The sequence below is a fragment of the Cohnella sp. AR92 genome, assembly GCF_003990975.1.
Taxonomy (GTDB): domain Bacteria; phylum Bacillota; class Bacilli; order Paenibacillales; family Paenibacillaceae; genus Cohnella.
Window position 1 is genome coordinate 18359 of sequence record NZ_RZJR01000025.1, and the last position, 13551, is coordinate 31909.

Sequence of the window (13551 nt, forward strand, 5' to 3'; positions counted from 1 at the left end):
CATAGCACGTGAGGGGGCAGGCGACCAAGCCCAAAAGCAAATCAGATAAAAGTATCCCTCCAGTAGACATTTGTATCCCTATTCGGTTCCCGAGCTTTCGATATGATGAGAGTAACGTTGACATTGACGCAACGGAAGGGGGAACAGGCCGTGTACAAAGTGATCATCGTGGACGACGAATCGGTCGTCAGGGACGGTCTTCGCAGGACGATTCAGTGGAACGAGCACGGCTTTGAGCTGATCGGAGACTACGAGAACGGACGGGATGCCTGGGAGGCGATCGAGGCTTCCAAGCCGGACCTCATTCTCTCGGATATCAGCATGCCATTCATGGACGGGCTGGAGCTGGCGCGGCTTGTTTCTTCCAATTACCCATATATGAAAATGATCATTCTGACCGGATACGACCAGTTCGAGTATGCGCAGCAGGCGCTAAGGCTCAAGGTATCGGACTTCATCCTGAAGCCGATTACGGCCAGCGAGATGAGGGAGCTGCTCGGCAAGTTTCGGCTTGAGATGGACGAGGAAGCGAAGCGTCGGGAAGATCTCGGACGGCTGCACAACCAGCTCCATCAGAGCCTGCCGCTGCTGAGGGAGCGATTCCTGGAGCGGCTTGTCGTGCTCGGGCTCGGAAGGCCGGAGATCGAGGAGCGCGTCGATTACTTCGGCCTGCCCGCGCTTACGCCTCCATTCATCGTCATGCTGGTCGACATCGACGATTTCGGCGATCGGGAGGAGTGGATGGACGACGTCCACGACGCGGAGTTCCTTCGGTTCGCCGTCTTTAATATATTCGAAGAGATTGCCTCGGAGAGGCAGAACGCGCTCTTGTTCCGCACGCGGGAAGAGAAGCTTGTCGTTATCCTGCACGGGACCGAAGGAGAGGACGAGCTGTACGTTCGGGCATACGGCATGGCGGAGGAAGCGCGGCACCATGTCGAGAAGTACCTGAGATTCACGGTCACGATCGGCATCGGACGTGCCTGCTCTTCGCCCGAGCAGCTTCCATCCTCCTACAAAAGCGCGCAGTCGGCGCTCGATTACCGCTTCCAGCTCGGCAAGAACCGGATTCTCAGCATCAACGATCTGGAGGGAAGCTCCGCGCCGGCGCTGCCGGTCTCGCTGCAAGCCGATTGGGACCGCAAGCTGTCCGCATCGGTCAAGACGGGAGCCGGGGACGAGGCGCATCGCCAGATCGGTTGCCTGATCGAAGAGCTCAAGAGCTCGCGGATTCCGATCGAGGCGGCGTTCCTGCAGGTGCAGAAGATCGTGCTGGCGCTCATGAACGCCATGCAGGAGCTGGGTGCCCATGATGCGGAAGAGCTGAGGGAACGGCAGCTGTGGCTGACGGAGGTATACCGCTTCAAGACGCTGGACGAGATCGAGGGCTGGCTGAAGCGAATCGCCGGGGAGCTGGTGGCGAGCGTCACGGACAAACGCCAGCTGGTCGCGAGGACTCAGATCGCCAAGGCGACCGAATATATCGAAGAGCATTATGCCGAAGAGAAGCTGTCGCTTCAGGACCTGTGCCGGCACACGCTGATGAGTACGAGCTATTTCAGCCTTGTTTTCAAACAAGCGACCGGAGAGACCTTCATCGAATACTTGACCCGCGTCCGCCTGGAGAAAGCGAAGGAGATGCTCCTGACGACGACTCTTAAGTTCTACGAGATCGCCGCCAAGGTCGGCTACGCCGATCCGAATTACTTCAGCATCCTATTCAAGAAGCATACCGGCTCGTCCCCGCGGGATTATCGGGAGAAGCAGGCAAAGGAGAGCATCCGCTGACATGTTCCGAGACCGCCGGCCTTTTTTTCCGCTATTTCCGCTGAAGAGCATCCAATCGAGCATCGCATTCGCCTTCTCCGTCCTGATTCTGCTCACCATAGCGGCGACGAGCCTGATCGCTTACCGGCTCTCCGTGAACTCGGTCGAGAGCAACTCGAAGGGCTACATCAAGGAAGTCATCAACCAGGTGAACACCAACATCCAGTCCTACGTCGACAACATGGAGAACATCTCCCTGCTCGCGATGACGAACAAGGACGTCAAATACTACATCTCCAGCAACAGCTTCATCGGCGACGACGAGCGTCGGCCGTACGAGAAGCGAATCTCCGACCTGTTCCAGGCGATCCTCTATACGCGCAAGGATATCGCTTCGATCATGGTGTTCGGCTATAACGGACGGTTCGTCTCCGACCGGCGGATCACGACGCTGAACCCGAACGCGAAGGTGGAGGAGCAAGCCTGGTACAAGGACGCCCAGAGGGAAGGCGGCAAGTCGGTCATCTCCGCGCCCCATGTGCAGAACATCATTCAGGACGAATACCGCTGGGTCGTGTCGCTGAGCCGGGAGCTGAAGAACTCGGACGGCCTGACGGCGGACGGCATTTTCCTCGTGGACTTGAACATGAGCGTCATCAACGACCTGCTGAGCCAGATCAATCTAGGCAAGAAAGGCTACGTGTTCATCGTCGACCAGAGCGGCAACATCGTCTACCATCCGCAGCAGCAGCTGATCTACAGCAACCTGCGCTCCGAGAAGATCGCCGAAGTGGAACAGGCCCAGAGCGGCACGACGTTCAAGGTGGAGGACGACGAAGGCAAGCGGTTCTATACCGTGCAAGACACCAGCTTCGGGTGGAAAATCGTTGGGGTCGCCTATGCGGGAGACTTGATCGGGTACAAAAGCACGCTGATCAACTTCCTGCTCATCACGCTAGGAGGCGTCGCGATCTCGCTCGTCATCTCCGTCATGCTGTCGCACCGGCTGTCTCGGCCGATCCGCAACCTGCAGAGGAACATGCGGAAGGTGGAGAAGGGCAACTTCGACGTTCAAGCCGAAGTGACGCAGATGAACGAGATCGGCCAGCTTGCGCGGACGTTCAACATGATGGTCGGGCAGATCAAGAACCTGATGCAGGAGATCGTCGACACGCACGAGAACAAGAGGAAAAGCGAGCTGCAGCTCCTTCAGGCCCAGATCAATCCGCACTTTCTCTACAATACTCTCGACTCGATCGTCTGGATGGCGGAGACGAAGCAGCATGAGGAGGTCGTGCTCATGACTTCCGCGCTGGCCAAGCTGTTCCGGGCGAGCATCACGAAGGATCAGGAGCTGGTGCCGATCCGCATCGAGGCCGAGCACATCACGAACTACCTGCTGATTCAGAAAATGAGGTACAGCAGCAAGCTCGACTACCGGCTCGAGATCCCGGACTCGATCATGGGCTACAAGACGTTGAAGATTCTGCTTCAGCCTTTCGTCGAGAATGCGATCTATCACGGAATCCGGAACAAGCCGGGTATCGGAACGATCGTCGTTCGCGGCATGGACACCGAGGACGGAATCGTCTTCGAGGTGGAAGACGACGGGCTCGGCATGACCGAGGAGCAGCTCGAGAAAATCTGGCAAGCTCCGGATAACGGCGAATGGCGAGGCGGGGGAATCGGCATCAGCAACGTGAACGAGAGGATTCAGCTGTACTTCGGGCAAGCTTACGGCATCTCGATTCGCAGCGAGCTGGCGGAAGGCACTGTCGTGACCATCCGGATCCCCAAGATCGAGGGAACGGGAGGTGCGGTCTGATGCGAGTGCAGAAGTTTACGATCGTGCTGGCGCTGGTGCTCCTCGCCGCCGCTTTGTTCACCGTGTTCTACTTCCAGCTGTACCGGGTCGGCTCGCCGAACGACCGGACGATCGCGGTCATGCTGAAGTCCAGCAACGTCCGTTCGGACTTCTGGCAGACGGTCAGCGAGGGCGCGAAGGCGGCGGCCAAGGAGAGCGGCGTTCGGCTCGAGGTCATGGGCTCGCTGCAGGATACGGATGCGGCGACTCAGGTTCGGCTGCTGGAGGACGTGCTGCTTCGCAAGCCGGAAGCGCTCGTCGTCGCGCCGATCGAGGACGCCGGAGTGGCGGAGGTGCTGGACCGCATCCGCGAGGCCGGGATCAAGCTCGTCGCGATGGATACGCCGATGCAGCTGGACTTCGATCCGGTCACGGTATCCAGCGACCATTCGGAAGCGGGCCGGCAGGCGGGGGAGGTTGCCGTGCGGGAGACCGGGGAGTCTCCGCACTTGGCGGTTCTGAGCGACTTCGGCACTTCCGGCGTGTCGGGCGAGAGGGTGAAGGGGATTCGCGAAGCGACCGATCCCTATGTGAACAGCTTCATTGGAACGTATCCTTGCGAGAACTCGGAAGACCTGGCTTATGAGACGACGCTCGATCTGCTGTCCTCCAACCCGGAGATGAACGCCATTATCGCGCTTAGCGAGTCTGCGGCGCTCGGCGCGGCCAAAGCGCTGGAGGATAGGGGCAAGCGGGGCGAAGTGAAGCTGATCGCGTTCGACAGCTCGCTTTACGAGATCAAGCTGCTGGAAGAAGGCAGCTTGAGCGCGATAATCGTCCAAAGGCCCTTTAACATGGGGTATCTCGGAGTCCGTACCGCATTGAAGCTGATCGATAACCGAACGGTGAGCCGGATGACGTATATCGATTCCATCGTCGTAACGAGAGACAACATGTATTCGCCGGAGAACCAGAAGCTCCTGTTCCCGTTCCGGTGAGGATAGTGAAGAAGCGTGCGATTCGCCCCTTTTATTGCAAACGCGCTAACCCCCATTTTGCCGGCTGGCTGTTCAGATGTTTACTTACTTGGGTTGGAGGAGGGACGGGAATGAAGCGGAGGATGGGTTGGACGGCGGGAATGCCGTTGGCGGGCGTGCTGTTTGTGGGGATGTCCGGCATGCTGCTCGGGGCTTGCTCTAACGACGAGGCGGCGCCGATCGTCTCCGAGGAGGAGAAGCAATCGGTCATCCGGTTCGTCGCCGCCGAGTACAGCACGGAGAGCAAGCCGTTCCTGGAGAATCTCGTCCGGGAATTCGAGATGCGCAATCCGGAGATCATCGTCGATCTCCAGGTAGCCAATTGGAACGTGCTGGACGGCATTTACACGTCGATGTTGAGCAAGAACCAGCCTCCTGACTTGCTCATCACGAACGTGTACGCCCACTTCGCGAAGGCGGGCAAGCTGAACGATCTCAACGGGATCCTCTCGACGGACCTTAAGAGCAAGCTATATCCCAATCTGATGGAGATGGACCGGATCGGGGACAAGCAGTATGCCTTGCCTTACGTGTCCTCGATTCGGAATCTTTATTACAACAAATCGCTGTTCGAAGGCGCCGGAATCAAGTCGCCTCCTAAGACGTGGAGCGAGCTCGCGGATGACGCCCGCAAGATCAAGGAGACGAGTAAAGCGCACGGCTTCGGGGTGGACTTGACCGACGACGAGATTCAGGCCTATTTATCGTACTTTTTCTTCGGCTCCGGAGGCGGCTGGATCAAGGACGGGAAATGGGTCATCAACTCTCCGGAGAACGTGGAGGGACTCACCTATCTCAAGGAATTGTACGATCAAGGGCTCACCGATTCGGAGCCGACCGTAACCACGCGCGACGAGAAGCAGCGGGTCATGGGCGACGGCAAGCTCGGCATGATGATCTCGGGCAACTACTTCGGCTCCGTCGTTCCTCGCGAGTCGCCTAGCCTGCGCTGGGGAAGCGGCCCGATCCCGGTGAAGGACGGAACCCCGTCGATCTCCTTCGGCGTGCAGGACGTACTGGTCTCGTTCCAGACCGACCACACGGACAAGGAAGCCCTTTCGAAATTCCTGGATTTTCTCTATGACGACAAGAACTATGAGGACATGATCAGCAGGGAGGGCTTCATCCCGGTGACGTCTACCGTCGGCGGCAAGCTGTCCCAATCCGATCCGACCATGAAGCGGTTCCTTCAAGAGCTTGGAACCGCGAAGTTCTATCCGATCCAGGAGCCGGCCTGGCAGGCCGTCATGGACACAAGCCGCAAGATGGGCGACGCCGTGCTGTACGACAACCTGTCGCCGAAGGATGCGCTCGACCAGCTCCAGGAGTTCGCCGAGACGCGGAGCGGGCAGTAAAGCGGGTTGAGGGAGAGGAGAGCGAGATTGCGTTTCTCGTTCCCGCTCTCCTGCCTATCCGCGATATGTTGCGCCTAGTACCACGCTTTAGCTCGTTCCCCTGCAATTCTGGTGATTTGTTGAACTTGTTGCGCTTAGTACCACACTTTTGCTCGTTCCCCTGCAGTTTTGCTGATTTGTTGCGTCTAGCACCACACTTTGGCTCATTCCCCTGCAACGCCGCTGGTTTGTTGCGCCAAGTACCACACTTTAGCTCGTTCCCCTGCAACTCTGCTGATTTGTTGCGCCTAGTACCACGCTTTAGCTCGTTTCCCTGCAACTCTGCTGATTTGTTTGTTGCGCTTAGTACCACACTTTAGCTCGTTCCTCTGCAATTTTGCTGATTTGTTGCGTCTAGTACCACACTTTAGCTCGTTCCCCTGCAACTCCGCTGATTTGTTGCGCCTGCGACCGCACCTTGGGCTCGTATCCCCAGTAGTCCCGCCAAGCGAACGGTTTCATTGCACATTTACACGGCTGTACGGCGAGATAGTCGAACAAATCGACTAACGGAGCACCCCGGGGCACCGAAACGGGCGAGATAGTCGAACAAATCGACTAACGGAGCACCTCGGGGCACCGAAGCGGGCGAGATAGTCGAAGAAATCGACTAACGGAGCGCATCTAAGCATCGCAGCGAGCGAAATAGTCGAAGAAATCGACTACCGGAGCACTTCGAGGCACCGTAGAACCTCGACACGTCATCTCGCTCCTCTGCTGGCCCTCCGCATCCCCCACGAAAAACAATTAGAAAATACTAAAGATTGTTTGGAAGATATTCGATAGAGACCGCGAGCCCTCCCTTCTATGATGGTTACAGGCGCCGGATACGGCGCGAACCAGCATATATGGGGAGGGTTTTGCAGTATGGTGATAAACAAGAAAATGGCGGCGCTAGGCTTGGCCGCCGCAATGACCATCGTCCCGCTAGCAGGCTGCGGCTCGAACAATAACAGTTCGGGCGCGTCCGAATCGCCCAGTACGAGCCCGTCTCCGTCCGCGAGCGCTCCGGCCAGCGAATCCGCAAGCCCGAGCCCTAGCGAATCCGCGGTCAAGCTGACCGGCGACTTCGAGATCCAGTACTTCGTCGGCGGCTACGGCGACAAGTGGTGGAAGAAGGTTATCGCCGACTTCGCGGCAGCCAACCCAGGCCTGAACGTCAAGGAAAGCGGCGGCCCGAAGATCAACGAACAGAACAAGCCGCGCTGGATCGGGGGCAACCCGCCCGACTTCGTGTACATCGACGGCCCGAACCTGAACGACCGCCAGATGGTCGAAGACGGCCAACTCGAAGACCTGACCGACTGGCTGAAGGACGCCAAGAACATCGATGGCGACAAGATCCTCGATATCCTGGCTCAACAGCCGCAGCAATATGACGGCAAGATCTACAACATCCCGCTCGTTCTGAACTCTTGGGGCGTGTTCTGGGACAAGGCGCTCTTCTCGGAGAAGGGCTACGGAGAGCCGACGGACTTCCAATCGTTCCTCGGTACCGCCGAGAAGGTCAAGGCGGACGGCATCACGCCGTTTATCCACACCGGCAAATATCCTTATTACATCAACGGCGCCATCCTGTATCCGGCGATCGTCTCGAACAACAACGACGATTACACGGTCCTGCAAGACATGGCGGCCAACAAGGTCGAGGCTTACCAGAGCCCAGCCGTTCTCGCCGCTCTGAACCAAATCGTCGAGCTGCGCGACAAGGGATTCATCGACAAGGCGTCCATCCAGATCAACCATACCGATTCGCAGATGCTGTTCCTGCAGCACAAGGACGCGTTCATTCCGAACGGCCTCTGGCTGCCGAACGAGATGGCGAAGGACGTTCCGAACGGCTTCGACTTCGGCTTCATCCCGTCGATCACGCAGAAGCCGGGCGGCAAGGTCGTCGCGAACACGTCCACCGCAACCGTCGCCATCGCGAAGAACGGCAAGAACAAGGAAGCGGCCAAGGCGTTCCTGCAGTTCGTCTTCTCCAAGGCTCAAGCTTCCCAGTGGGCAGAGCTGAGCGGCGCTCCTTCCAACATCAAGGGAGACATCAGCAGCTCCAACGCGCCTAGCTTCGTTAAGGACGCGGCGAAGTACCTGACGGATCCGAACACGATCGTAATCCCGACGATCACGTTCAATGCCGACGTCGATACCGAGATGCAGAACGCGACCGACGCTCTGACGATCGGCAAAATCACTCCGGAAGAGTGGGTCAAGCGCGTCGTGGCCGTCGTGGAGAAGGTTAAGTAACTTTAGCCTTGTCTCCTCCATAATCGATTGAAGTCTCAGAAGCGGAGGCGGTCCGGGGCGCAAGCCCGGGGTTGCCTCCGCGAATTTACTTGAAAGGGAGGCGGGTCCGAATGAAGGCGGTATCGGAAAAGTGGCAGCGCAACCTGTTCATCGGCACGTTCATCGTTCCCACGTTGGTCTTTTTCTGCATCTTCACGATTTATCCGGTCATTCAAGCCCTGTACTACTCGATGTTCGATTGGTCGGGAATGTCGGACAAGAAGGAATTCATCGGCTTCGACAATTTTAAGGACATGTTCAAGGACCCGATCATCTGGCGGGCTATCGGCAACGATTACTTCCTCGTCGCGGGCAAGATCGTCGGCATCATGCTTCTGGCCACCTTCTTCGCCGTCGCGCTGACGCGCTTCAACTTCAAGCTCGCCGGCTTCTTCCGGTCGATCTTCTTCATTCCGAACGTCATCTCCGTCGTCGTTATCGGCGTCCTGTGGAACTTTATCTACAATCCGCAGATCGGCTTCCTGAACGCGTTCCTGTCGCTGTTCACGGAAGACAAAGTGACGATTACTTGGCTCGGATTCACCTCGCATACGATCTGGATGCTGCTTCCTCCGGCTGTCTGGGCGGGGATCGGCTTCTATATGATTCTCCTGATCGCGGCGATTCAGAATATACCGGACTCCTACTTCGAAGCGGCCGAACTGGAAGGCGCGAATCAGTGGACGCAGTTCAAGAGCATTACCGTTCCTCTTATCTGGGAGCAGATGAAGGTCTCCATCATCAACATCATGATGACGACGCTCAACGGCTCGTTCGTCATCGTCTGGATCATGACCGAAGGCGGTCCGGACAATTCCACGCAGGTCATGGGCTCGTACTTGTACCAGATGGCGTTCCGGCAATATCACTTCGGCTTCGCGGCGGCGATCGGAGTGCTGATTCTGGTTCTGTCCCTGGTCACGACGGTCATCATGCAGCGGCTGCTCCATCAAGAAACCGTCGAGATGAGCTAATAGGCCAAAGGGGGATAACAGAATGAACCTGGGGATCAAAAATCCGTTTGTCAAAGTCGTTTTCTACGCCATTCTGGCGATATGGGGCATCTCGGTCCTTTACCCGCTGCTGTGGACGCTGCTTGACGCCCTGAAGGACAACCAGCAGTTCTTCTTCCACGCTCCGTGGGCGCTGCCGGATTTTCCGCTCCTGTGGTCGAACTTCTCGTATGTATGGAATAAATACAACTTCGATTCGTACTTCATCAACTCGATCGTCGTGACCGGCGGCTCCACGTTCCTAGGCTTGCTGCTGTCCGCTTCGACCGCTTACGTGCTGGCCCGCTACAAGTTCAAGGGCAGCAACGCGCTGTACCTGCTCTACATCTCGTCGATGATGGTCCCGTTCATCCTGGCGCTCATCCCGCTGTTCTTCCTGATGAACTCCATGCACCTGATCAACACCAAGATCGGCTTGATCTTCGTGTATGCATCCAGCGTCATCGCCTTCGGCGTGTTCGTGCTGGTCGGCTTCTTCAAGTCGCTGCCGAAGGAGCTGGAGGAAGCTTCGATCATGGACGGCGCGTCTTTGTACGGAACGTTCTTCCGCGTCATGCTGCCGTTGTCGCAGCCGGGCCTTGTCACCGTCGGGATCGTGAACGTCCTGAACATCTGGAACGAATACATCGTCGGGACTATCCTGATCAACGATCCGAAGCAATACACGCTGCCGGTCGAGATCGGGGTCATGCAGGCGGAGATGCAATATCGTACGGAGTGGGGACCATTGTTCGCCGCTCTGCTTATGACCATCATTCCGGTGCTGATCGTGTATATCGTTTTCCAACGGAGAATCGCTAGCGGTATTACGGCCGGGGCTGTTAAGTAGAAAAAGTAGGTGATAAACGCAACATGTCGGCGGAAATGCGAAAGCTTCTGGTTATGAACGCGATGACGTCTATCGTTACCGTCTACATCGGGATTTTCGTCAATCTGTACATCTGGCAGGATGGGCGGAAAATCTCGGAAGTGTCCCTGTACAACATGGCGATGTTCCTCAGTTGGGGGCTTGCGTTCTTCACGGCGGCGAAGCTGCTGTCCCGCTGGAGCATACGCGTGCCGCTCGGGATCTCCGCGATCTGCGGCGCGGCGGCATTCGCTTATCTGATGACCGTGGAGCTGGACAACCGAGTGCTGTGGATCGTCCTTCTCGGCATCCCCGTCGGTTTCCTGTTCGGCTTCGCCCAGGCGGCGCAGAGCCTCGGAATCGCCCAACGCGGCAAAAGCAGCGAATTCGCTCCTTATTTCGCGGCCGTCAACATCGTCGGACAGGTTCTGTCCATCGTCATTCCGGTCGTGTCCGCGCAGGTCATCGACGGCTTCGGCTATGGCGGCTCCTTCGCCATGATGCTCGTCTGCTTGGCGCTAATGCTATTCTTCTCGCTGCGAATGCCGCGAATCCAGCTCGTTAAGCCCGACGATCCGCAGGAGGCGGAGACGTTCGGGCGCTTCGGCTTCCGTCAGGCGTTCGGCCATCCGGGATCGAGATGGATCGGCTTGTCGCTTCTGGCGGCGGGGGTGTTCATGCAATTCCAGAACTTGTTCGCGCTGTTGTTCACGTTCTCCATCACGCAGAACAAGCTCTGGATCGCGCTGCTTAACGTGATTTATACGATCTGCTCCTTGATCGGCTTGTGGCTTTATCGCCGAATCCGTTCAAGCGAGATGCGCTGGCTGTGGCTCGGGAACGGCCTGCTTGCCGTCGGCTTCCTTCTCGCGCTGCTTCGAGTGCCGGCCGCGCTCATCGCTTCGAACGTGCTGACGACGGTCGGCATGCTCTACTTCCTGACCGTCTGGAGCGTCCAGCAGTTCCGATTCGTCCAGCAACTAGGAGTATCCTCGCAGACTTCCTTCCTCGTATGGCGGGAATGCACGCTTGTCGCCACCCGATGCATTCTGCTTCTGCTGACGATGTCGCTGACCAAGCTCAGCGGCGTATGGTTCGTCTCGATTATCGCCATCACCATTGTCTGCATGCTGCTGGTTCCTTGGTTCCAGCACAAGGCGATGAAGGTCCTGGACTCTCTCGAACAGGAACGGAATAAAAGCAAGATCAAAGAGACTCCCTACCCGGTCAAGTCGTGAACCGGGCGAGGGAGTCTTGCAGTTCGACGGATAAATCTCGCAGCTTCGCCGAGAGGCCGACGAGGTCCGCGCATACGTCCAATTGATCTTGGCTTCTGGCGTCCACCTGCTGGGCGGCCGCAAGCGATTCCTCCGAGACGGAGCTGACGTCGACCATCGCCTGCGAGAGCGATTGCTGCGAGGCTTCCAACGTTCGAATGGCTTCGCTCACGACTCCCAGCGTTTGAACGAATCCGTCCATCTGGCCGCCGACTTCTCCGAACAGGGCGTCCGCTTCTTCGACCTCGGCAAGCTGCCCGGCGAAGATCGGTCCGGCCTCCGCGATCGTTCGGACCGCTTCGTCGACGCCGGCTTCGATCGTGCGCGTCAGCTCTGCGACCGTGCCGATCGATCGGTTCGATTGCTCCGCCAGCAAGCGGATTTCCCCGGCGACGACCATGAAGCCTTTGCCCGCCGCGCCGGCTCGCGAGGCTTCGATCGTCGCGTTCAGCGACAGGATGTTCGTTTGCTTCGAGAGGCCCGTCAGAATGTCGAGAACCCGCCGGATCGAGCGGGCGCAGTCCTGCAGGCGGCCGACGCGGTCGTTCATCGCCTCGACAAGCCGCTTCGCTTCGCCGGTCTTGTCGCCGAGCAGCTTCATCTTGCCAATGCCCAGCTCGCTAGACTCCTGAACGCGCCGCATTCTCGCTTCCATCTCGCGGCTGGAGCCGACGAGAGCCGCCGCTTGCTCGCTGGAATGAGAGGTGAGCCGAATCCCTCTCTCGGCTTCGTTCGCCAAGCCTTCGCCGCCCCTGGCGATATCCGAGGTCGCGGCGGCAATCTCGCGGGCGGCAAGGTCCGTGCGCGAGGACGCCTCGGACAGGTCGGAAGCGGTCGCGAGCACGCTATTGGCCGATAAAGACACTTGGCCGATCAGTCTGGAGACGTTCTCCATCATCTCGTCGAAGCTGGCGCCAAGCTGGCTGATCTCGTCGCCGCCGCGCTTGGCATCAGCGCGAACCCGCAGATCCCCTTGGGCTCCGAGCCGCATCAAATCCCGCAGCCTGCCGAGCCTTCGCCCGAGCGTGCGGGCGACCGCCATCCCGACGATCACCGCGAACAGGAGAGCCGCGCCAATAATAGTCAGGGTGGCTCGAGTGATGGCTTTGGCATCCTTGTAGAGTTCGCCGACCGGGATCGAAGCGACCGTATACCAGCCGGTCTGCGCCGAACGGGCGAAGACGACCTGCCGGCCGCCGTCTTCCGAACGGAAGCTTCCGGCGTCTTTGGACGCGTCCTGATTCTCTTCGGCGGTTATCGCCGGGAGGGAGAGTCCCGATGGCTCGCCGATCCGGTTCTCATCCGGGCTATAGACGATATGGCCGGACGCTCCGACGATTTCTACGTCTCCCGAGCCCATGGTCACCGTCGATACTTGCTCGGCAAGCGCGGATAGGGAGAGATCGATCAGGACGACGCAATAGCCTTCCTTGCTTCCTTCCCCATGGATGACGCGGCTGAGGGTGAACGTGCGGTTCGTATTCCGGTTTTCCTCCAGATTGCCCTCGATCCATACCGAACGGCCGTCGTTCGCCAACGCGTTCTTGAACCATTCGTCCTTGGCGTAACTGCGGTTAGCGAGAAGGCCGGAGGTGGTCGGAATGACTTGTCCGTCCATGCGCAGCACCTCGATGGAGGCGATCGCGGAATTCGAGAATTGGTAGAATTGCATGCGTTCATCGAGCTTCCTTGCGAGCTCGGCGTATTCCCCCGTATCGGCGGGGATCCCTTCCATGGAGGTCAGGGTGGTTCGAAGCTCGGAATCGACCATCATCTGCAGGACGATTTTCTCGAAGGAGCCATAGAGGAAGTCCAGCTTCCCGCTCGTCTGGGAGGCGGTCTCCTCATAAGCGTCGGACACGTTGTTCGCCAGCGCTTTCTTCGAGATCGACCAGGACAGGAAGCCCGTCGCGGAGACAAACAGCACAATGCTGACTACGATCAACAGGCCGAGTTGCATTCCAATGGATTTGATGCGCATAAGAGCCCCTCCTAGATTGAATACCCCGCGATTACTGGGAGCGTTCGGTTACTATTCAATATAGAGGGCATCCCACTCGGTCACTATCGAGGATTTTCTGTAAAATCTTGAGATTATTCCGATTCTCCGGCCGCGGCTAGGCTCC

General features: G+C 58.1%; 9 protein-coding genes. 8 read left to right on the plus strand and 1 reads right to left on the minus strand.

Features of this window, described 5'->3' with window-relative positions; all coding sequences use genetic code 11:
• Positions 1-150 precede the first annotated feature (150 nt).
• From ELR57_RS26725 to ELR57_RS26760, 8 genes are all read left to right on the plus strand, one after another.
• Positions 151-1788 carry a response regulator gene (locus ELR57_RS26725; RefSeq protein WP_126962819.1) on the plus strand — a complete coding sequence of 546 codons (1638 nt, stop codon included), beginning with the start codon at positions 151-153 and terminating at the stop codon, positions 1786-1788.
• A 1-nt stretch (position 1789) separates the two neighbouring features.
• Entirely contained in the window at positions 1790-3592 is a 1803-nt protein-coding gene (locus tag ELR57_RS26730) for a cache domain-containing sensor histidine kinase (protein ID WP_126962821.1), read from the plus strand.
• Positions 3592-4569, plus strand: coding sequence for a substrate-binding domain-containing protein (locus tag ELR57_RS26735; RefSeq protein ID WP_126962823.1), 978 nt, complete (start codon positions 3592-3594; stop codon positions 4567-4569). Before ELR57_RS26730 ends, ELR57_RS26735 begins: the two co-directional genes overlap by 1 nt.
• Positions 4570-4679: 110 nt before the next feature.
• Positions 4680-5963: an ABC transporter substrate-binding protein gene (locus ELR57_RS26740; RefSeq protein WP_126962825.1), complete on the plus strand. Its 1284-nt coding sequence runs from the start codon at positions 4680-4682 to the stop codon at positions 5961-5963.
• Positions 5964-6869: 906 nt separating this feature from the next.
• Positions 6870-8249 carry an ABC transporter substrate-binding protein gene (locus tag ELR57_RS26745; RefSeq protein ID WP_126962827.1) on the plus strand — a complete coding sequence of 460 codons (1380 nt, stop codon included), beginning with the start codon at positions 6870-6872 and terminating at the stop codon, positions 8247-8249.
• A gap of 110 nt (positions 8250-8359) precedes the next feature.
• On the plus strand, positions 8360-9262 hold the full coding sequence (locus tag ELR57_RS26750; protein ID WP_126962829.1) for a carbohydrate ABC transporter permease: 903 nt from the start codon (positions 8360-8362) through the stop codon (positions 9260-9262).
• A 22-nt stretch (positions 9263-9284) separates the two neighbouring features.
• Positions 9285-10130 carry a carbohydrate ABC transporter permease gene (locus ELR57_RS26755; protein WP_126962831.1) on the plus strand — a complete coding sequence of 282 codons (846 nt, stop codon included), beginning with the start codon at positions 9285-9287 and terminating at the stop codon, positions 10128-10130.
• Between the two features lie 23 nt (positions 10131-10153).
• Entirely contained in the window at positions 10154-11386 is a 1233-nt protein-coding gene (locus tag ELR57_RS26760; RefSeq protein ID WP_126962833.1) for an MFS transporter, read from the plus strand.
• On the opposite strand, the gene ELR57_RS26765 is transcribed toward ELR57_RS26760, so the two are convergent.
• Positions 11376-13406: a methyl-accepting chemotaxis protein gene (locus ELR57_RS26765; protein ID WP_126962835.1), complete on the minus strand. Its 2031-nt coding sequence runs from the start codon at positions 13404-13406 to the stop codon at positions 11376-11378. The genes ELR57_RS26760 and ELR57_RS26765 overlap by 11 nt on opposite strands.
• Between the last annotated feature and the right edge of the window lie 145 nt (positions 13407-13551).